A 20,581-nucleotide genomic window follows, 5' to 3' on the forward strand; every position below is an offset into this window, starting at 1 on the left:
GGTAAAATGGATTAATAAATACATGAAGTAATTCTCAATAAGGAGGGGCGTATGTCGGATATTATTAAGATAGAACATCTGAATAAATGTTTTGGCGATGTGAAGGCAGTTAATGACTTAAGTTTCCGCGTAAAGAAGGGAGAATTGTTCGCATTTTTAGGTGTAAATGGTGCTGGAAAAAGCACAACGATTTCTATTATATGCGGGCAGTTACGCAAGGACAGCGGAAATGTGTGGATTAAGGATAAAGAAGCAGACAGGGCAGGCAGTGAAACAAAGAGGCTGCTGGGAGTTGTGTTTCAGGACAGTGTTCTTGATAAACCTCTTACAGTTAAGGAGAATCTTAAAAGCAGGGCAGCGTTGTATGGAATTACTGGAAATTCATTCGAAAAAAGACTGGCAGAACTGGTGGAGATACTTGATTTCGGGGATTACATTAACAGACCGGTTGGTAAGCTGTCAGGCGGACAGAGAAGAAGAATTGATATTGCAAGGGCGCTGATTCACAGACCGGAGATACTGATTCTTGATGAGCCGACGACGGGACTTGACCCGCAGACAAGGCTTCTTATATGGAATATTATTGAGAGACTTCGTACAGAGGAGAACATGACGGTATTCCTTACAACTCATTACATGGAGGAGGCGGCAAGTGCCGGATATGTTGTGATTCTTGATAAGGGAAGCATCGTGGCAGAGGGAACACCTTTGGAATTAAAGAACGAATATGTTCAGGATACGATATCTTTGTACGGAGTTACAGAGGATGAGATTAAAACTTTGGGAACAGAGTACAAAGCAATCCGTGATGGTTACAGGATTCAGGTTAAGAACACACTTGAAGCTACGAAAATGATTGTGAAACATCAGGAGATATTCCGTGATTATGAAGTTGTAAAAGGCGGTATGGATGATGTATTTCTTGCTGTGACTGGGAAAATATTGGGAGGTGGTCAGTGATGAAAGAGATAACCGCACTTGTAAGCAGAAACAGAAAACTCTTTTTTAAGGACAAAGGAATGTTATTCTCATCAATGATAACTCCTGTAATTCTTATCGTTTTGTACGCAACATTTTTAGCAAATGTATACAAAGATTCTTTTGTTTCTGCAACTAAGGACATGATTGATTTACCAGACAAAATAATTAACGGCACAGTGGCAGCACAGTTAGCTGCGGCACTTCTTGCAGTAAGCTGTGTAACTGTTACATTCTGCGTCAATCTTACGATGGTTCAGGACAGAGCCAGCGGAGCAAGAAAAGATTTTGATGTTTCGCCTGTAAGCAAAACAAAGATTTATATAGGATATTTCTTATCAACAGTACTTAATTCGCTTATGGTTAATGGCACAGCACTTGCATTATGCCTGCTTTACATATTGAAGATGGGCTGGTATATGAGTGCATCAGATGTAATATTTGTTATATTGGATATGATTCTGCTGGTGTTATTTGGAAGCACGCTTTCAAGCATTGTAAGCTATCCGCTAAAGACGCAGGGGCAGTTGTCGGCGGTTGGAACTATTGTAAGTGCAGGGTATGGATTTGTGTGTGGTGCATACATGCCGATATCTAATTTTAGTTCAGGGCTGCAGAAAGCATTGTCCTACCTTCCGGGTACATACGGAACTTCTCTGGTTAAGAACCATATGCTAAACGGAGTGTATAAAGAGATGGCAGACACAGGGCTTCCGCCAGAAGCGGTCACAGTCATAAGGAACACTCTCGACTGTAATCCTGTATTCAGGGGACATGTCGTTGGCGTGCCACAGATGTATTTAATTATGGCTGGAAGCATAGTTGTATTCGGAGCAGCTTATCTTCTGATTATCATGATTCGGGAGAGATAATAATCTTAATATAATCTTAATATCATATAAAAATGCTTAACCCCTTTTTTAACATAATTCTGGTAGATTTCAATTATGTTAGAAAAGGGGAATTTTTTATGTTTGACAACAGGATAAGAAAACATTTGTCATCATTCCGGGTTATAACAATTGGATTTGGTGGATTAATTATATTAGGAGCATTGCTTCTTATGCTGCCGGTTTCATCAGCCAGTGGCTGTGTAACACCGTTTAGTGATGCATTATTTACTTCTACATCAGCGGTATGTGTAACCGGATTAGTAGTACTGGATACAGGAAGTTACTGGTCTTCATTTGGGCAGCTTGTAATAATTACGCTTATACAGATAGGAGGTCTTGGCGTAATTACTGTTGCCATTGCATTTTCTTTATTGTCAGGAAAGAAAGTGTCTTTAATGCAGAGAAGCTTTATGCAGGAATCTGTATCAGCACCAGTGGTTGGCGGAGTAGTCAGGCTTACCGGATTTATATTAAAAGGAACATTCATTATAGAATTATCAGGAGCATTGCTTATGATGCCGGTATTCTGCCGGGATTATGGATTGAAAGGAATCTGGTTTGCAATATTTCATTCAATATCAGCATTCTGTAATGCAGGATTTGATGTGCTGGGAACAGCGGATAATCAATTTGCTTCAATGACGACATATGCCTGTAATCCTGTTATTAATATTACATTGATGCTTCTTATTGTGATAGGTGGAATTGGATTTGTTACGTGGGAAGATATTAAGAATAATAAGTATCATTTTAAAAGATATAAGATGCAGAGCAAATTAATAATTGTTACAACAGCCGTTCTTATAACAGTACCTGCAATTATATTTATGATAAATGATATGATGACTGGAAGCGAGAAAATGCCTGTATTTAAGGCACTTTTTCAATCAGTGACATTAAGGACTGCTGGATTTAATACGGTTGACCTTAATGCAATGAAACAGGCATCTGTAATGATTATGATTGTTCTTATGCTTATAGGTGGTTCACCAGGTTCAACAGCAGGTGGTATGAAAACAACTACATTTGCAGTTCTTATGGGAAACATGGTTGCAACATTTAAGAGAAATAAGAATATTCATTTTTTTGAAAGAAGAATAGATAACGATACAGTTAAAAATGCAGCTACGATAGCTATGATGTACATTACATTATTTGTTACAGGCGCATTTATTATAAATGTCACAGATGGAATTTCATTAGGAAAATGTCTTTTTGAAACAGCATCAGCAGTAGGTACGGTCGGATTGACATTAGGTATTACTCCACAGCTTGGAATATTATCAAGAATTGTTCTTATTATTCTTATGTTTATGGGCAGAGTTGGCGGTCTTACTTTAATATATGCTGCTTTTTCTGGAAATGGAAACAGCTATTCAAAATTTCCTGAAGAAAAGATTAATATAGGATAGGAGCACAATATGAAAAAGAATGTATTACTTATAGGAGCCGGAAGATTTGGAAAACATATGGCTATGCAGCTTAATCAGCTTGGACATCAGGTGATGGCAGTTGATATTGATGAGACCAGAATTAACGATGTTATGAATATAGTCACAAATGCACAGATTGGAGACAGCACGAATGCTGAATTTTTAAAATCATTAGGTGTTGGAAATTTTGATGTGTGTATGGTGACAATTGGTGACAGTTTTCAGAATTCGCTGGAAACAACATCGCTGTTAAAGGAACTTGGCGCCAGATATGTGGTATCAAGAGCTGAGCGGGATGTACAGGAAAAATTCCTGCTGCGTAATGGTGCAGATGCGGTTGTATATCCTGAAAAACACGAAGCAAAGTGGGCTGCAGTACGCTATACTGCGGACCATATTCTTGATTTAATACAACTGGATAATACTCATGCAATTCTTGAAGTGGAAGTTCCTGAGTCGTGGTTAGGAAAAAGTATTATTGAACTTGATATAAGAAAAAAATATGGAGTAAACATAATGGCTATAAAGCATAATGACTCAATAAATGTAAATGTTGAACCAGATATTGTACTTACAGAAGATATTACATTACTTGTGTTAGGAGATTATAAAAATCTGAAAAAATGCTTTAAGGTTTAAGATTAGGGGGCATGAGCATGAAGACGGGATTAATTATAATAATACTGATAGTTGTGATATTATTATTTATGGCAGCAGGATGGTATGTTATGAATAAAATAGACGGATTTATGAACAGAACAAGAAGAACCAATGACAAAGATACAATGAATGCTGTATTGAATGAAAGTGATGATAACGAAAAAAAGAGATATTAAATTGAAAATGTGTTATTATATACAAAATAAAATAAGGTGGTAATTATAACGGAAAAGACATTGAAAAAACTTGTAAAAGAATTCTTAATAACAATAGGCTATTTAAGCATTGCAACAGTAATAGGAATGCTGCTTATATATATTGGATTTACAGAATCAAATGTTACTATGGTATATCTTCTGTGCGTGCTTTTGCTTTCGATATTCACTAATGGATATATCTGGAGTGTGGCGGGTTCGCTTGTAAGTGTTGTTCTGATGAATTTCTTCCTGACAGAACCAAGATTTACTTTTCATACATATGACACAGGATATCCGCTCACATGTGTTATTATGCTTGCTGCGTCAATGCTTACAGGAACTTTGGCATCTAAACTGAAAAAACATGTTCGTATGTCAGAACAGGCTGCTTACAGGGAAAAGACACTACAGTTAAGGGCTAATCTTTTAAGGACGATTTCACACGATTTAAGAACACCACTCACATCAATATCAGGTAATGCCAATAATCTTATGTACAATTATGATAAGCTTGATAATGATACGAGAGAGCAGATATTTACAGATATATATGATGATTCAGAATGGTTAATCAGTCTTGTAGAGAATATATTGTTTGTAACAAGATTTGAGGATGGAACAGTAACTCTTAATATGTCTGACCAGCTGATAGATGAAGTTATTGCTGAAGCGTTAAAACATATCAACAGAAAAAGCTGTGAACATAAAATACATGTGGATTGCGGCAAAGAACTGCTTCTTGTGAAAATGGACGCCAGACTTATAATACAGGTTATTATTAATATAGTCGATAATGCGATAAAGTATACACAGGAAGGCTCTGATATATATATTAAAGCAAGAAAAGAAGGCAGATATGTAATTATATCCATTGAAGATAATGGCGCGGGAATACCTGATGACATGAAAGAAAATGTATTTGATACATTTTTTACCTGTAACAATGAAATCGCAGATAACAGAAGAAGTCTCGGACTTGGGTTATCTTTATGTAAAACTATTATAAATGCACATGGAAGTGAACTGGAATTAAGGGATAATACACCACATGGATGCATTTTTGAATTCAAGCTGCAGTTAAGTGAGGTACATTTAAATGAATAAAACACAGGTTCTTGTAGTTGAGGATGATTCACCAATAAGAAATCTTATAACAACAACATTAAAAACTAATAATTACAGGTATTTAACTGCTGTGAATGGAGAGAGTGCTATTTCACAGACCGCATCACATAATCCTGATATAATTCTGCTAGACTTAGGACTTCCTGATATAGATGGGGTGGAAGTTATAAAAAAGATAAGAACATGGACTAATATACCAATAATTGTTATAAGCGCAAGAACTGAAGATGCGGATAAGATAGAAGCACTTGATGCAGGGGCAGACGATTATCTTACAAAGCCATTTTCAGTAGATGAGCTTCTTGCAAGGCTGCGTGTAACAGTAAGAAGACTGTCACTTATGCAGACGGATATGACTCAGAATACAAGTGTATTCGAGAATGGAGATTTAAAAATTGACTATGCAGCTGGCTGTGCATATCTGAATGGAGAGGAGCTGCATCTTACACCTATTGAATATAAGCTTCTCATATTATTATCAAGAAATGTCGGAAGAGTGCTGACATACACTTATATTACTAAGAATATATGGGGCAGTTCATGGGAAAATGATCTGGCATCACTTAGAGTATTTATGGCAACATTAAGAAAGAAAATTGAAAAAGATGTCAATTCCCCGCAGTATATACAGACGCATATTGGTATAGGATACAGAATGCTAAGAGTATAATTATGGATTTCCTCATAAAAGTGTAAAACGGTGTATAATATAACCATAAAATATATGGAGGTTAATTATATTGGATATTTAACCAGATAAGCAGATTTATTTTTAAATGAATGGAAAAATAATGCTCACAGATATCCTTTAATTATAAAAGGGGCATACGTTAAAATAGGACTAAATCAAGAGAAACCTTATAAAACAAGGGCTTGAATGATTTAAGTCCTATTTTTTCATATCAATTTTGAGGTAAGAGGACTCAATACTATAATTGAAATTGAACGTTTACATGGTGTAAAATGAAAGAAAACAGATAAAGGAGATTTGAATTATATGAATTATATTACATTAAATAATGGAGTTAAAATTCCACAGATAGGTCTTGGTGTTTTTAGAACACCAGACGGAGCTGATACAGCTAATGCAGTAAAATGGGCGATTGAGGCTGGATACAGACATATTGATACAGCTAAGGTTTACGGCAATGAAAAAAGCGTAGGCGAAGGCATACGTATGAGTGGCATTGACAGAAGGGATATATTTGTTACAACTAAGCTTTGGAATGAGGATATTAGACAGGGAAGAACTAAAGAAGCATTTTTACAGAGCTTGGAAGACATGGGACTTGATTACATAGACTTGTATCTTATTCACTGGCCAGCTAACGGTTATGAGAAGGCGTGGGCAGATATGGAGGACTTGTACAAGGCTGGCAAAATCAAGGCAATCGGTGTAAGTAACTTCAATGTTCATCATCTTGAGACTCTCAGTGAAAACTGGACAGTTGTACCAGCGGTTAACCAGATTGAGATTCATCCTTATTACGCTAATATTGAAAATGTTGAATATGCTAAGAAGAATGGTATTGCAATAGAAGCCTACAGCCCACTTGGAGGCAACGGAGCAGGAACACTTGAAAATGAGGTGATTATTGCACTGGCTGACAAGTATGGTAAGACACCTGCACAGATTGTTTTAAGATGGGAGCTTCAGAGAGGAATAATTGTACTTCCAAAGTCAACGCATCAGGAAAGAATTATTTCTAATTTTGACGTGTTTGATTTTGAATTGTCTGAGGATGATATGAACGCCATAAATAAGCTTAACAAGAACGAAAAACACGGTTCTGACCCAGAAACATTTAATTTTTAAGAGGAACTTGACTTTTGAATCGGTTTCACAAATCGAAACACAGCACAAAGCACCGAATATGGATAAACGGGTAAAAATATATTAAAATTCGGCGTGATTACGGTTGATTAATGTTTGTAATAGGTGTATTCTATATATAGAATAAGTACAGAGGCGGTAGATATAATAATTATCTACCTCATACCCAATCGGATAAATATGATAGATGTTATAATGTGAAAAGATAAATGCGAAACATGCGCTATACTAGCAAAAGTTGTTAATTATATAAAGGTGGGAGAAATTTGACAAAAAGTAAAAAGACAAAAATACATAAAAAGGTAGATGGTCAGCTTTTACAAGAGTATTGTTGAGCAGGACAGGGCATCCGTTGTTATATGCAATCTTAAACATGAGATTATCTACATGAATCCGGCAGCTGTTACCAGCTATGCGAAGCGAGGCGGCGACAAACTTATCGGAAGAAGCCTGTTAGACTGCCATAATCCGGAATCAAGAGATAAAATACAGCAGGTAGTGGACTGGTTTGCAGCAGATGAAAGCCATAATATCGTTTATACTTTTCATAATGAGAAACAGAATAAAGATGTTTACATGGTGGCACTCAGAGATGAGAGTAAGCTGATAGGATATTATGAGAAACATGAATATCGAAATTCAGAAACCATGAAACCATACGATTTGTGGTGATGATATGACGAAGGATGAATGGTATAAGCAGTTGTTTGATAGATTGGATAATTCCAAGTTCCGAAGCAGTTTTCATCTGAAGCAGAAAGATATTGATTACATAAATGAAAAAGGTTGCGGTCGTCCAGTGGACGACCCTGCGTAGCAGGAGCAACGACCGAGTCTGGAGACGAGACCTTGATACAATAAGACAACATGCTAAGGACTTTATTGCAAAGAGAGAAGCTCCGGCATATATAGCAAATGATGGCAAGCAGACACCAATGCGTGGTTATCCGGCATTTATTGCTCAGCACGCAACAGCTACATGCTGTAGGGAGTGCATCCGAAAGTGGCATAAAATGCAGCCCGGCAAGGAACTAAGTCAGGTGCAGCAGGATTATCTTGTAGATGTAATTATGACATGGATTCAACGAGAAATGGAGAGGCAGGTACATAAATCATGAGTTTGAAAAATGTATTGATTATTGTTGATAACATTGACGAATCAATTGATTTTTATGAAGAACTGTTTGGACTGCGTGTGATTACAAGGCTGGAAGGCAATGTGATAATGTCTGAGGGGCTTGTGTTGCAGGATGTAGATGTATGGTATGATAGTACCCAAATACATACAATTCCACATAACAATATGACAGAACTTTATTTTGAAGATAATGATATAGAAGGTATTATTGAAAAACTGGAGTCTGGCAAGTATGTTGTAAGTTATGTTACGGAATTAACGGAACTTGAAGGTGGACAGAAACTTGTAAGATTCTATGATCCGTCAGGAAATCTTATAGAAGTACGAACACCAATTAACTATAACTGATATGAAATGGATTTAAGGAGAAAATGCAGATATTTGTAGATGCAGATGCGTGTCCGGTAGTGGATATTGTCGAGACAATAGCAGAGAAATACAATATTTCCACCACATTGCTGTGTGATACAAATCACATTTTGTATTCTGATTACAGCGATGTGATTGTTGTAGGTGCAGGAGCAGATACAGTAGATTATAAACTGATCAGCATTTGTCATAAAGGGGATGTAGTGGTGTCGCAGGATTATGGCGTTGCTGCAATGGCACTTGGTAAGGGTGCCTATGCAATTCATCAGTCCGGCAAGTGGTACACGGATGAAAATATTGACAGGATGCTTATGGAAAGACACCTTAATAAGAAAGCAAGACGAGGTTCGGCTAAGAATCATATAAAAGGACCTAAGAAGCGGACAAATGAAGATGATGAGCGTTTTGCACAGTCATTTGAGAAGCTTGTGCTGATGGCACAGGCGAAGGAAGGTGAGCAAAATGGGACTGTTTAAGAAGAAAGGTGTAATACAGTCATATGATAAGCAAAACAAAAAGCCTGTGATTAAAGCGAGCATTTGCAATGGCGAGCAGGTAGCAGGCTTTAAGGATATACATACAGGTAAGGTAGAAGAGGTAATGCTGATGAAAAGTCCAGCAGATCTCGAACATTTTAAGGCTATGTATGGAATAGATGAAGAGATAGCAAAGGAATACTGATTATGAATATACAGATATTTGGAACTAAGAAATGTAATGATACTAAGAAGGCGGAGCGTTTCTTCAAAGAGCGTGGCATCAAGTACCAGTTTATAGATATGAAAGAAAAAGGCATGAGTAAAGGTGAATTTAATTCAGTAGCTCAGGCAAATGGGGGATTAGAAAATATGGTTAACTGGGATGGAAAAGATAAAGACCTGCTTGCACTCATTAAATATACTGCTGATGAAGACAAGCTGGAAAAGGTGCTTGAGAATCCACAGGTAATCAAAACTCCTGTAGTAAGAAACGGAAAGCAGTCTACACTTGGATATCAGCCGGATGTTTGGAAAGGATGGAACTAATGGTAAAGAAAATAGTAAAAGATCCATTATTTCTTGCACAGAAATCGGTGGATGCGACAGAAGTAGATAAGCAGGTGGTAACAGATTTGCTAGACACACTGCGAGCCAATCTTGACCATTGTGTTGGAATGGCTGCAAATATGATAGGTGTTAAGAAGAATATTATTGTTGTGGCAGCAGGACCATTTCAGTTTGCAATGATTAATCCAGTGATTACAAAGAAGTCAGGGGCATATCAGACAGAGGAAGGATGTCTTTCATTGGAAGGTGTCCGTCCATGCAAAAGATATCAGGAGATTGAGGTAGATTACCTTGACCAGAGCTTTAAAAAGCAGCATGGGAAATATTCCGGCTGGACGGCACAGATAATTCAGCATGAGATTGATCATTGTAATGGTATTGTGATATAAAAAGCTGTCTATGGGGCAGGCAACGTTACAGGAATTATATAAGATTTGTGAAGAACAAGGGGTAAAGCTGCGCAGTGTATAAGAGCTGAATGATCGGGAACATGGAGTCAGATTTGATGACTTCCTATGTATGGATGCATTTAGAATGGGGATAAATGCAAAGATTATTTGAGAAGATATAGTCTTGAGGAACTTGAAAAGTTAAATAAAAGAAAGCTACGAAAAATCTGATTATAAAATCGAAGTTTGGAGAAATAGACTATTGAGAACATACGAGAATAAAGATGAACTTAAAAAAGAGATAAATAAAAGCTTTGCAAAGTATATTATTGAATTTAATGATATTCCAGAATCTTTAAAGGATAAGAGGGTTGATGAAGTTGACCGAACTCCGGCAGAAAATCTCGCTTACCAAGTTGGATGGACAACGCTCGTCCTTAAATGGGAAGCAGATGAAAGAAAATGTCTTCATGTCAAAACTCCTTCAGATGATTTTAAATGGAATCAGCTTGGTGAATTATATCAATGGTTCACAGATACATATGCGTATCTGTCACTGCAGGAGTTGAAAGATATGTTGAATGATAATATTAATTCTATTTATGCAATGATCGATTCGCTAAGTGAGGAAGAATTATTTAAACCACATATGAGAAAATGGGCTGACGAAGCAACTAAGACAGCTGTCTGGGAAGTATATAAGTTCATACATGTTAACACAGTTGCTCCATTCGGAACATTTAGAACTAAGATTAGAAAATGGAAAAAATTGCACTATAACTCAGAAGTTGTATTATTGAATAAAATGGAGATTTTGATATGAAAAACAAGGCAAACAAGGGTTATTGGCAACGACTTGCAAAAATATATGCACCTTTGATGGAGTCAGATAAGAAATTTTATAATGCAATCTGCGGATATATTAAAGATTATCTCAAATCTGATATGAATGTATTAGAATTAGCTTGTGGAACAGGGCAGCTATCTTTCCCATTGTCTGATTGTACTAATAGCTGGACGGCAACCGATTTTTCGGAAAATATGATTAAGCAAGCGAAAAGGAGAGGTACAACAGAAAAACTTAGTTTTTGCGTAGCCGATGCAACGGCACTTTCATATGAGAATGAAAATTTTGATTGTGTAGTAATTTCAAATGCACTGCATATTATGCCAGAGCCTGAAAAAGCAATGCAGGAAATTCGTAGAGTATTAAAAAAAGACGGTATTTTGTACGCACCAACCTTCTTATGGGCAGAGAAAAAATCAAGTGGTTTACGAAAGCGATTAATGTCTATTACAGGATTTAAAGCATACAAAGAATGGAACAAGGAAAATTTTTGTGAGTTTATTACGGATTATGGCTTTACAGTCGTCAAAGTGAATTTAGTGGATGGCGGTTTAGCTCCTGTTGGAGTCTTGATTGCAAAAAAAACTAATTATTAAATTCCAATTTCATTAGACAGTGTATGATTTTTAATTTCATTAGACCGTGGAATCAGGATATTTGATCAGTTCGTATAATTTACTGCCGTTTTTGCAGGTACGGACGCCTGCCAGTTCCATGCCAAGATGTCTGTATTTATCACTTTTCAGTTTGGCATCGGTATCCAGTACGACTGGGAGTCCCAGTCTGTTGCCCTCGGCAAACGCAAGCTCCAGCGCTTTCCTCATATAGCCTTGCCCTTGGTATTCTTCCCGCACACATACCAATCCGACAAACAGGTATTTTTGTTTTTTCTTTTTCAGTTTCTTTTCAATTGAAGATGTTCCACCGCTTCCGAGAATGCTGAGCATCCGTACCACTTCACCAAAGGATGATCCTGCAAACATCCCTTTTATCAGCTTTTGACCTGCCTTCAGTCCCACTTTTTCATCACAGCGCTTATAGGCAATAAATGCTTCCTGCTGCGGACCGGTTGTATAAAGCATACCTGCCTGCAGTACCATTTCCACATATCCGTTGATATAACTGACGACTGCGTCTTTGCTGCTGTATGCGGAAACAAGCCCCTTCTCGCCCTGAGCATATTCATAATAACCGAATGCATGCCCGATCGCATTGATATCTTTTTCTGATAATGTTTCAACCTTCATGATTTTCCGCTCACATCTTTTTCATATATCGTTACTCTATAGTGGCTCAGTTGTCAAGACAAAAATCTAAGATTTTTATAATGAACTGATATTGTGGATAAGTTACAAGGGAACATGCGGAAACGGAGCGTGAAAAATATGAATAGCGGACAGTTCGCCTTAATAAAGAAAGATATTCGTGGTATTACATCAAATAAGCAGATTTTCGCAGTTCTTCTTATCGTGCTGCTTGTGCTAACTATTGTCCTGCCGTCGATTTTTGTGCTTGTTCTGACACAGGCACCCGATGCTGCTTCGGATTTTCAAAAACTGCTGGATATGCTACTTGTTGCAGATGGGGAGTACAGTCAGCAGCAGAGAATATTGGGACTTATATTGAATAACATTATGCCGCCCTTTTTTCTGATTGTTCCCATCATGGCATCCTCTGTTATGGCAGCAAGCTCCTTTGTGGGAGAAAAAGAAAAGCATACCTTAGAAACATTGCTTTATTCGCCGCTGTCCCTGCGACAACTGTTCCAATCCAAAATACTGGCTGGATTTTCTGTTGGGATGATGGTTTCCTATATCTCGTTTGCTGCCATGCTGTTGGTTGTAGAGGTGGAAGTCTTCTTTCTGACCGGCAATCTGATTATCCCAGGTATAAGCTGGCTGATCATTATGCTTCTGATTGCTCCGACATTCTCGCTTGTTGCGATTGCTGTGACAGTGCGTAGTTCTGCAAAGGCTAAAGCCATCGAAGAAGCACAGCAGCGGGCTGTATTTCTGATTTTCCCAATCCTCGCACTGGTTATTGGACAATTTACTGGCATCCTTTTGATCAATCTGTGGCTTCTTTTGGGATTGGGTGCCGTCTTGGCGGTGCTTGATGTGTTGCTTATGAGGGGTGCTGCCGGAAACTTCACCTATGAGAAATTGCTGAAATAAAGGGCTATATTATACAGAATTCTTCCAAGAGGCTATCGTGTATGGGCATCTCCAGCAGAACTTTATGATGCGATGATTTATGTTTCGGATGCTCATCCGATAGAAGTGATAGAAGATTAGAAAAAGATTGACAAGTTACCGTTTGGTTACTATAATGTAAGTTACCAAATGGTAACTTACAGAAGAATGGAGGTAAGATAAGTATATGAGAGAATTTATTATGGCAGCAATGTCATTTGTAACATTTGGAATTGTGTTAGCAATTGTCTGTGTATATCATAATTGGAAAGGGCAGAAGAAAGCACAGGGGGAGGATTAGAAGATGAAGTGTTCAAAATGTGGTAAAGAAATGAGAAAAGGATATTTATTCAGCAGTAAGGACGGAGCTTTCAGCTTTGCAAATGAAGTACCTGGAGTTTTTGAGAATGCAAAAAATGCAGAGGGTTTTGTAGAAATAACAAAACTCAAACCAAGTCACAGGACAAGAGTGGAAGCGAACTGCTGTGAAGAATGCAGAATGATAGTGATTAATTACTAAGAGTGACAGACGCCAGACGCTAAGACGCAGAGCAGCACTTTTATTGCCTACGTCTTTTGTGATTATATTAGGAAAGAGAGGAACAACAGGCAGTGAGTAATATTGTTGTTTTATCAGGAAGCAAAAGCACTTATTGACAGACTACATACACCTATGCGTAATGAGTTTAAGCTTAAAAAGCTTGCACTGATATTAGTTGGTGCAGCAACATTACCAGAGTTGTTTGATGCAATTAAGGTGCAGTATCGACTTGTATTAAATTATTTCAAGCTGGAAGATGCGGGAACAGTATTTGTGAGAGGCGCAAAAGATAAGGGCGATGTGAAAAATACAGATGGCTTGGAAAAAGCATATCAATTAGGAACTGCTATTTAATGATGGAATACATGTTGGACAATTTGTGAACGGATTACAGGCGTATTTTAATATAATGGATTAACATAATTGAGGAAATGATGATGAGTAAAAGAACAAGGCAATATATAGGCATTCTATTTGCAATAATAGTTTATTACATAGTGCATGAAGGTGCACACTTGATCGTGGCGCTCGCATTACATGCATTTAAGAAAATTAACTTTATGGGTATTGGAATACAGATTGATATATATCGTGACAGATTAACAGATATGCAACTGGGAATATTTTGTATTGCCGGAGTGACAGCAACATTAATTACTGCTTATGCATTGGTATACTTTAAGGATAAAATTTGTGAAATAAAGAATAAGCTTGTGAAAGCTATTTTTTATATGGAGTAATTGGAGAAGAAGGTCCCAGATTTGTTTACAGAGGAAAAGAAAATGAACGATAATCTGGAAACATAATTGAATTGGAGGAAATTAGTGATGAACAGGGATGGCATTAACAAAACAATATTCTGGTTATTGTTATACATATTCTTGTATTCTGCATGTACTGTAATCGCAAATCTATATTTGCCAAATTTATTATTGATTACTGTAGGAGTTAGTGGAATAATCTACATAATATTCAATCTGTTTTTCATTCCATATAAGAGAGAAAAACTGTTTGTCAATGGGATTTTTGGAGCTTTGGCTGTTATGTTTATTGGAATATGGCTTGGAAAACAGCTTGATCTTGAGAGTACGATATCTATCGGAGCTGTTGTGACTACGATGGATATTATCAGTTTTACAAAAATTGGAAAAAGAACTGTTAATGCAAAAGCTATGTCAAATAAAACTGTAGCAGCAAAGTTGTTTGTATATGGATTGGAAAAGAATGGTATGCTCATACCGACTTGTGGGTTTGGAGATTATTTGTATTATGCTATGTGGATTTCAGGAACGCATGTATTAAGTTCGTCTGGAATATCTTATGTATTTGTAGCGTTTATGGTATGTGTTGGAACAATAATACAGTCAATTACCGTAAAATCACTTTCAAAAAAAGATGGATTTAAGGGATTCCCAGGCACAGTATTTCCTTTTTTATGTACGGTATTGGCATATTTTGTATTGTACTATCAGGTTTTATAAATTTATTTGATATGGAGGGGAAGAAGAATGGCGCAACAGGAAATAAATCCGCAGGTACAACAAGAGCAAAGGCATTTGAATTGTGGATGAATGCACCAAACCCAATGGTGACTTTTTTAAGAAAATTGATGTGACAAATCTGGTATATATTAGCAGAAAACACAAAATGAAGTTTAATATGTTGTTATGTTGGTGCATTGGCAGGGCTGCTTTGTATGGTATTACAGGAAATGCCTTTGATAAGAGATTGCAGGAGCTGGTCGAGATTTTGAATTTTGACGAGTTTTTAAACAGACCTGTAGGTAAGCTGTCGGGAGGTCAGAGAAGAAGAATTGACATTGCCCGTGCATTATTGCACAGACCGAAGATTTTGATTCTTGACAAAGGAAGTATTGCAGCGGAAGGTACACCATTTGAACTTAAAAATGATTATGTACAGGATATCGTGTCTGTTTATGGTATTTCCGAAGATGAAATAAAGTCATTGAACAGAGAATATAAAAAAATACGTGATGGATATCAGTTAAAAGTAAGAAATACGAAGGAAGCAACAAGACTTATTGTAGAGCATTGATGAGAACAGTATTGGCATTAATGAACAGGAAACTATTTTTTAAAGATAAAAGTATGTTGTTTACATCGATGATCACACCAGTTATTCTGATTGTTCTGTATGCTACATTTCTTGCAAAGGTTTTCAAAGATTCTTTTACAGCGGCGATTCCGGATATGATTACGATTTCGGATAAGCTCATCAATGGAACCGTGGCGGCACAGCTGACAGCATCACTTATGGCAGTAAGCTGTATTACTGTAACATTTTGTGTAAATCTGACTATGGTGCAGGACAAGGCAAATGGAACAAGGAAGGATTTTAATGTTTCGCCTGTCAGCAAGGGAAAAATATATTTGGGATATTTTCTGTCAACAGTAGCTAATTCATTGATGGTCAATGGACTTGCGTTTGTATTATGTCTGGGATATCTGCTTAAAATGGGTTGGTATATGAATGCAGCAGACGTATTATGGGTTTTATTTGATATGATATTGCTCGTCCTGTTTGGAAGTACGCTTTCAAGTATCATTAGCTTTCCATTGACAACACAGGGACAGCTTTCGGCTGTGGGTACAATTGTCAGTGCAGGATATGGTTTTATATGTGGTGCTTATATGCCGATTTCAAATGATAGGAGACACTCTTGATTGCAATTCGGTATTTCATGGAAATGTGGTGAGTATAAATCAGATGATTGGCATTATGATGGGAAGTATAGCTGTATTTGGAATTATTTACTATGTGGTTACATTGCTGCCAGATGGTGAAGGCAGACGATAACCGTTACAAGCACTCCGATTTGGTTGCATTACAGTGGGGAAGGAGGAGAAAACACATGAATAAAGAAATGGCCGTAAATGGGAAAAGCTATACAATAATTAAATTGCTAGGAAAGGGTAAAGGTGGATATTCGTATTTGGTAGAGTCTGGGAATAACAGGTATGTTTTGAAGCAGATACATCATGAACCTTGTGATTATTATCAGTTCGGAAACAAGCTTGAGGCAGAAATCAGGGATTACAAAAAATTAAAAGAAATCGGAATAAAGATGCCTGCCATGCTTGAAACAGATGTGAAAAATGAACGCATCTTGAAGGAATTTATTGATGGTGACACTATTTATCAGTTGGTTTTAGAAGACAAGATGAAAACTGACTATATTGAGCAATTGCATAAAATGTGTGCATTGTTATATGCTGCCAATACAAATATTGATTATTTTCCAACGAATTTTGTTGTACATAATGAAGAAATATATTATGTGGATTTCGAGTGCAACGATTACATGGAAGAATGGAATTTTGAAAACTGGGGTGTAAAATACTGGTCAAAGACACCGGAATTTTTGCAGTATGTGAAAGAACATTCATGATACGTCTATATGAAACGGATGTGTTTTATAAAATTGGAAGTTGAAGGAGAAATTTATGCAATGAAAGAGAAAATATCTACCAACAAAATATTGGCTTCGACATCACTTGTGTTTGGCATACTCTCATTATTTTCATTTGTGCTTTACTTTTACAGCGCAAATCATGCACCGTATACCTATATTGATGTCATATTTTGGGGACCATTATGCTCGTTTATTGGTATCGTGATTTCTATTATTACACGAAAGACTCGAAAAATATATCCTGCGCTATGGATATCAGGGATTATTAGTTGCATGCTTGGTTTTATTGTATGTATGTTTGTTTTTAGTATGTTGATAGTGCTAATGGCAGCTAAATAGTTATTAAAATCACGAGATATTTCTCTGTATCAATTGATGATTTGTTATCCGGAGAACAATTGATTTTAATAGCAGAAAAAGAAAACAAATCAAATCTCAATAGTGTATGCGATTTGCTGTTTTGTTTTTGGCTATGGCGAAAGAGCCGTATGCGATAACCGTAACATTCCTGTTATTGCTTATCAAAGGCATTTTGCTTTATAAGCAAGCTAAGGCAGGTTGAGAAGTTTGTAAGATCTCTTTCTATTACCATTCCGGCAAAATATGAGGATGAGATCTACAAATTATATCCAACAGATATATATTAAAAGGTAACTTAATGACAGATTTAAATTAGGAGATAGACATGGAAAGCAAGGAAAAGAACACAAAGGAAAAAATATTGGAAGAAGCCTTGAAGTTATTTGCACAGAGTGGATATATGGGAACATCCATGAATGATATTGCTTCAAAACTTGGAGTAACAAAGGCTGCATTGTATAAGCATTATAAAAGCAAGCAGGAGATATTGGACAGTATTATTGAAAAAATGAATGAATTGGATATTGAGAGAGTAAAGCTGTATGAAATGCCGGAGGGTGATTTGGAAAAGGTTACAGCCGAGTATAAAGAAACGGCATTTGATAAGATTAAGCAGTTCACAAAGGTGCAGTTCCTTCATTGGACAGAGGAAGAGTTTTCAAGCTGTTTTCGTAAGATGCTGACATTGGAACAGTACAGAGAGCCACAGATGGCACAGCTATATCAGAATTATCTTGCAAGCGGACCATTAGCTTATATGGAAGCTTTGTTTTCAGGAATGCTGGGTGATGCAGAAAAAGCCAGACAGACAGCACTTGATTTTTATGGACCTATATTTTTGCTTTACAGCATATATGATGGAGCAGAAAACAAAAGTCATGTGATAAAGTTACTGGAAGAGCATATGGATCACTTTTTACAGAAAATGCAGATAAGTTGAAAGGGTGAAGTGATTTGAATGATGAATCAGAACATCAGGAATGGATTCTTTGCCCAAAATGCGGAAATAAAACAAGATTGAAATTAAGGAAAGATACGGTATTAACAAATTTTCCTTTGTTTTGTCCAAAGTGTAAAGAAGAAAGCCTGATTGATGCAGAAAAATTTATAGTAAAGGAAGCCAGACGCTAAGACGCAGTGCAGATTGTAATATTACAGTTTTGCACTGCGTCATTTATATTATGGGAGGAGGAAAAAAGGATGAAACTCTATTTTGGAAATATGGTAACAACAGTTACTACACTTATGATTGTATCGCTGGTTGGGCTTGTTGGATACTCAATCGGTAACAGAAGCAACATTAATTTCTGGGGCAGAAGGAGCCTGATTGTTTTGGCATATGGTCTTGTTATATGCTGCTTTGCAGCCGCAAGAGACGGACTGGATAAAACAATTCAGTATACGATAGATGGAAGCTGTAATCCCGGAATATTTTCACTTGTGAGTGTTCCAAACATCGTCGGATGTGTCGGAGCTGCAATCATAATTATTGCAGCAATAGCAACACCAATTGCAAAGTCACAGCATATGCGTGAGATATGGTTTTATGTGATGTCCGGTGGAGTGATGCTAAAGATTGTAGTTATGGAGATTGCAAGAATTATACAGATGTTTTAGGAGTGTTTTCATGAGAGTAGAGACTGAAAGAATGGGAGGTGACATTACCGCAGAATATAAAGATGGGCAGTTATACATCATGGAACGAATAATAATGTAGAATGAAAGGAACAAAAAAGATATGAAGAATAAGTTATTTTTGATGATTATGGTAGTTATGGTATGTTCATTGACCGCATGTGGGCAGCAGGAAAACGGAAGTATGACTAATACCGGAAACAGTACAGAGCAGGTCGTTACGAGCGAAGATAATAGTGAGCTGGCAACAGCAGAAGATAATAATATGGAGCAAACAGAGACGAAGAAACAAAATCAATTACAGGATGTGAAGCCGTCATATAAAGAATTCAGAGGTGTATTAGATGAAATTGATTCGAATATTCAGCCGGGAACAGCCGGAAATGGAATGAATTCTATTAAAACTGCAACACATTTGCTTAACTGGGGAGTTGGAACCAGTATGACCACAGATGAGATTAAAAAAGAGACAGTATCATGGCTTTCTGATAAAGGAAACTCTGAACAGGTGGAATTTTCGAATAAGCTTGCATCTGTGTATGATGTATATCAGAAATTATTAGGTCCTAATGCAAAAGAATTACTTGAGCAGGCAGGCTGTGATGATGCGGCATATCCATGGAGCGATGCTCCGGTTGAAACAATTGAAGCAATTGTAGAGGTAGTACAGCTCCCGGATGAACCGTAAATGAAAAGTTTTGTTAATCCCCCATTTGAAATGGGGGCCGAGGCAAAGCCGTAGCGTTACCTAGAGTGCTAGAAAATAAAACCTCCCGTGTTATAATGATATTGGTTTCGCAGGCCATATCAAAACACAGGAGGTATCCAAATGGATAATTAAAGTATAACACACACACGCTGGAATTGCACATATCACATTGTTTTTATTCCAAAGTTTAGAAGAAAAATAATGTATGGTGAAACAAAGAGAGATTTAGTAGAAATAATCAAAAAATTGTGTGAGATGAAACAGGTAACACTAACAGATGGAAAAGTATGTATTGATCATGTACATATGTACATTGCAATTCCACCGAAACTATGTGTTTCAGAGTTTATGTCATATCTGAAGGGAAAAAGCACATTGATGTTGTTTGACCGACATCCGGAATATAGGAGCAAGTGGGGAGATAGACATTTTTGGGCGAGAGGATATTACGTATCGACAGTAGGAAATGTGAATGAAGAAACGGTAAGAAAATACATACAGGAACAGGAAGAAAACGATAAGTAAGAAGATGGAAGGAAGTAATGAGCTTCCTTTAGGAAGCAACAAGTAATTATGGTGTTGCGAAACCCCGCCTTTGGTGGAACCAGTATAATACCCTGGAGGGGGCAAAATTAAACCCCCATTTGAAATAACTTTTTCCGCATTGAATATTAAGAGACTTGTTGGTGTACGTCTTTTGCTGTTTTATTATATTCTTTCAAAAAATGAAAGCTAATCTTTGAATAAATATTTTTTGAATTTAAGTGACGCTTGACACATTTTTCTCGTCTATTAGGGTGAA

At 36.9% G+C, this 20,581-nt stretch carries 31 protein-coding genes and 1 pseudogene; 31 read left to right on the top strand and 1 reads right to left on the bottom strand.

Annotated elements, in window-relative coordinates; translation table 11 throughout:
* Positions 1-51 precede the first annotated feature (51 nt).
* The 18 genes from DW963_RS02960 (at position 52) to DW963_RS03045 (ending at position 11,505) form a co-directional block, all read left to right on the top strand.
* On the top strand, positions 52-960 hold the full coding sequence (locus tag DW963_RS02960; RefSeq protein ID WP_117913780.1) for an ABC transporter ATP-binding protein: 909 nt from the start codon (positions 52-54) through the stop codon (positions 958-960).
* A complete protein-coding gene (locus DW963_RS02965) occupies positions 960-1,850 on the top strand; it encodes an ABC transporter permease (RefSeq protein WP_117913781.1) in 891 nt (296 codons plus the stop codon). The genes DW963_RS02960 and DW963_RS02965 overlap by 1 nt, the downstream gene beginning before the upstream one ends.
* 98 nt (positions 1,851-1,948) lie before the next feature.
* Positions 1,949-3,283 (top strand): TrkH family potassium uptake protein, encoded by a 1,335-nt coding sequence (locus DW963_RS02970; RefSeq protein ID WP_117913782.1) that lies wholly within the window; start codon positions 1,949-1,951, stop codon positions 3,281-3,283.
* Between the two features lie 9 nt (positions 3,284-3,292).
* A complete protein-coding gene (locus tag DW963_RS02975; RefSeq protein WP_117913783.1) occupies positions 3,293-3,943 on the top strand; it encodes a potassium channel family protein in 651 nt (216 codons plus the stop codon).
* A 17-nt stretch (positions 3,944-3,960) separates the two neighbouring features.
* Positions 3,961-4,140: a hypothetical protein gene (locus DW963_RS02980; RefSeq protein ID WP_022098252.1), complete on the top strand. Its 180-nt coding sequence runs from the start codon at positions 3,961-3,963 to the stop codon at positions 4,138-4,140.
* A 60-nt stretch (positions 4,141-4,200) separates the two neighbouring features.
* Entirely contained in the window at positions 4,201-5,265 is a 1,065-nt protein-coding gene (locus DW963_RS02985) for a sensor histidine kinase (RefSeq protein WP_243006524.1), read from the top strand.
* Positions 5,258-5,956, top strand: a complete 699-nt coding sequence (locus DW963_RS02990) for a response regulator (RefSeq protein WP_117913785.1) — start codon at positions 5,258-5,260, stop codon at positions 5,954-5,956. Before DW963_RS02985 ends, DW963_RS02990 begins: the two co-directional genes overlap by 8 nt.
* A 327-nt stretch (positions 5,957-6,283) precedes the next feature.
* On the top strand, positions 6,284-7,102 hold the full coding sequence (locus DW963_RS02995; protein ID WP_117913786.1) for an aldo/keto reductase: 819 nt from the start codon (positions 6,284-6,286) through the stop codon (positions 7,100-7,102).
* 324 nt (positions 7,103-7,426) lie between these two features.
* Entirely contained in the window at positions 7,427-7,792 is a 366-nt protein-coding gene (locus tag DW963_RS03000) for a PAS domain-containing protein (protein WP_117913787.1), read from the top strand.
* A gap of 4 nt (positions 7,793-7,796) precedes the next feature.
* Positions 7,797-7,937 carry a DUF4186 family protein gene (locus tag DW963_RS14120; RefSeq protein ID WP_502694396.1) on the top strand — a complete coding sequence of 47 codons (141 nt, stop codon included), beginning with the start codon at positions 7,797-7,799 and terminating at the stop codon, positions 7,935-7,937.
* The gene (locus tag DW963_RS03010; RefSeq protein WP_243004233.1) at positions 7,897-8,238 is read left to right on the top strand and encodes a DUF4186 family protein; all 342 of its coding nucleotides are present in this window, start codon (positions 7,897-7,899) and stop codon (positions 8,236-8,238) included. Before DW963_RS14120 ends, DW963_RS03010 begins: the two co-directional genes overlap by 41 nt.
* Positions 8,235-8,606: a VOC family protein gene (locus tag DW963_RS03015; RefSeq protein ID WP_117913788.1), complete on the top strand. Its 372-nt coding sequence runs from the start codon at positions 8,235-8,237 to the stop codon at positions 8,604-8,606. Before DW963_RS03010 ends, DW963_RS03015 begins: the two co-directional genes overlap by 4 nt.
* 23 nt (positions 8,607-8,629) lie before the next feature.
* Complete coding sequence (locus DW963_RS03020; RefSeq protein ID WP_117913789.1) at positions 8,630-9,103, top strand: YaiI/YqxD family protein; 474 nt, start codon at positions 8,630-8,632, stop codon at positions 9,101-9,103.
* Positions 9,090-9,308 (top strand): aspartate dehydrogenase, encoded by a 219-nt coding sequence (locus DW963_RS03025; protein WP_117913790.1) that lies wholly within the window; start codon positions 9,090-9,092, stop codon positions 9,306-9,308. Before DW963_RS03020 ends, DW963_RS03025 begins: the two co-directional genes overlap by 14 nt.
* A gap of 2 nt (positions 9,309-9,310) precedes the next feature.
* On the top strand, positions 9,311-9,652 hold the full coding sequence (locus tag DW963_RS03030) for an arsenate reductase family protein (protein ID WP_117913791.1): 342 nt from the start codon (positions 9,311-9,313) through the stop codon (positions 9,650-9,652).
* Positions 9,652-10,062: a peptide deformylase gene (locus DW963_RS03035; RefSeq protein ID WP_117913792.1), complete on the top strand. Its 411-nt coding sequence runs from the start codon at positions 9,652-9,654 to the stop codon at positions 10,060-10,062. Before DW963_RS03030 ends, DW963_RS03035 begins: the two co-directional genes overlap by 1 nt.
* Positions 10,063-10,324: 262 nt before the next feature.
* The gene (locus DW963_RS03040) at positions 10,325-10,885 is read left to right on the top strand and encodes a ClbS/DfsB family four-helix bundle protein (RefSeq protein WP_117913793.1); all 561 of its coding nucleotides are present in this window, start codon (positions 10,325-10,327) and stop codon (positions 10,883-10,885) included.
* Entirely contained in the window at positions 10,882-11,505 is a 624-nt protein-coding gene (locus DW963_RS03045; protein WP_117913794.1) for a class I SAM-dependent methyltransferase, read from the top strand. The genes DW963_RS03040 and DW963_RS03045 overlap by 4 nt, the downstream gene beginning before the upstream one ends.
* Positions 11,506-11,544: 39 nt before the next feature.
* Here the strand turns inward: DW963_RS03045 and DW963_RS03050 are convergent, their stop codons facing one another.
* Positions 11,545-12,156, bottom strand: coding sequence for a GNAT family N-acetyltransferase (locus DW963_RS03050; protein WP_117913795.1), 612 nt, complete (start codon positions 12,154-12,156; stop codon positions 11,545-11,547).
* A 138-nt stretch (positions 12,157-12,294) separates the two neighbouring features.
* Here DW963_RS03050 and DW963_RS03055 point away from each other — a divergent pair, with 138 nt between their 5' ends.
* The 13 genes and pseudogenes from DW963_RS03055 (at position 12,295) to tnpA (ending at position 20,304) form a co-directional block, all read left to right on the top strand.
* Entirely contained in the window at positions 12,295-13,083 is a 789-nt protein-coding gene (locus DW963_RS03055) for an ABC transporter permease subunit (RefSeq protein WP_117913796.1), read from the top strand.
* A 322-nt stretch (positions 13,084-13,405) separates the two neighbouring features.
* The gene (locus DW963_RS03060) at positions 13,406-13,621 is read left to right on the top strand and encodes a PF20097 family protein (RefSeq protein WP_117913797.1); all 216 of its coding nucleotides are present in this window, start codon (positions 13,406-13,408) and stop codon (positions 13,619-13,621) included.
* A 102-nt stretch (positions 13,622-13,723) separates the two neighbouring features.
* Positions 13,724-13,996 carry a hypothetical protein gene (locus tag DW963_RS03065; RefSeq protein ID WP_199669353.1) on the top strand — a complete coding sequence of 91 codons (273 nt, stop codon included), beginning with the start codon at positions 13,724-13,726 and terminating at the stop codon, positions 13,994-13,996.
* 83 nt (positions 13,997-14,079) lie between these two features.
* Positions 14,080-14,382 (top strand): hypothetical protein, encoded by a 303-nt coding sequence (locus DW963_RS03070; RefSeq protein ID WP_147344568.1) that lies wholly within the window; start codon positions 14,080-14,082, stop codon positions 14,380-14,382.
* An 87-nt stretch (positions 14,383-14,469) separates the two neighbouring features.
* On the top strand, positions 14,470-15,123 hold the full coding sequence (locus DW963_RS03075) for a hypothetical protein (protein WP_117913799.1): 654 nt from the start codon (positions 14,470-14,472) through the stop codon (positions 15,121-15,123).
* A gap of 166 nt (positions 15,124-15,289) precedes the next feature.
* Positions 15,290-15,697 carry an ATP-binding cassette domain-containing protein gene (locus tag DW963_RS03080; protein WP_353652759.1) on the top strand — a complete coding sequence of 136 codons (408 nt, stop codon included), beginning with the start codon at positions 15,290-15,292 and terminating at the stop codon, positions 15,695-15,697.
* A gap of 53 nt (positions 15,698-15,750) precedes the next feature.
* The gene (locus tag DW963_RS03085; protein WP_353652760.1) at positions 15,751-16,326 is read left to right on the top strand and encodes an ABC transporter permease; all 576 of its coding nucleotides are present in this window, start codon (positions 15,751-15,753) and stop codon (positions 16,324-16,326) included.
* A gap of 188 nt (positions 16,327-16,514) precedes the next feature.
* Positions 16,515-17,051, top strand: a complete 537-nt coding sequence (locus tag DW963_RS03090) for a BUD32 family EKC/KEOPS complex subunit (RefSeq protein ID WP_117913800.1) — start codon at positions 16,515-16,517, stop codon at positions 17,049-17,051.
* Positions 17,052-17,760: 709 nt separating this feature from the next.
* On the top strand, positions 17,761-18,375 hold the full coding sequence (locus tag DW963_RS03105; RefSeq protein WP_117913802.1) for a TetR/AcrR family transcriptional regulator: 615 nt from the start codon (positions 17,761-17,763) through the stop codon (positions 18,373-18,375).
* Between the two features lie 14 nt (positions 18,376-18,389).
* Positions 18,390-18,585: pseudogene (locus DW963_RS03110) on the top strand (cysteine-rich KTR domain-containing protein).
* Between the two features lie 50 nt (positions 18,586-18,635).
* Positions 18,636-19,052, top strand: a complete 417-nt coding sequence (locus DW963_RS03115; RefSeq protein WP_117913803.1) for a hypothetical protein — start codon at positions 18,636-18,638, stop codon at positions 19,050-19,052.
* A 121-nt stretch (positions 19,053-19,173) separates the two neighbouring features.
* Positions 19,174-19,758, top strand: a complete 585-nt coding sequence (locus DW963_RS03120) for a hypothetical protein (protein ID WP_055214011.1) — start codon at positions 19,174-19,176, stop codon at positions 19,756-19,758.
* 156 nt (positions 19,759-19,914) lie between these two features.
* Positions 19,915-20,304 carry an IS200/IS605 family transposase gene (gene tnpA, locus DW963_RS03125; protein WP_117913804.1) on the top strand — a complete coding sequence of 130 codons (390 nt, stop codon included), beginning with the start codon at positions 19,915-19,917 and terminating at the stop codon, positions 20,302-20,304.
* Positions 20,305-20,581: the final 277 nt, after the last annotated feature.

The sequence above is a fragment of the Eubacterium sp. AM46-8 genome, assembly GCF_003466705.1.
GTDB lineage: Bacteria > Bacillota > Clostridia > Lachnospirales > Lachnospiraceae > Lachnospira.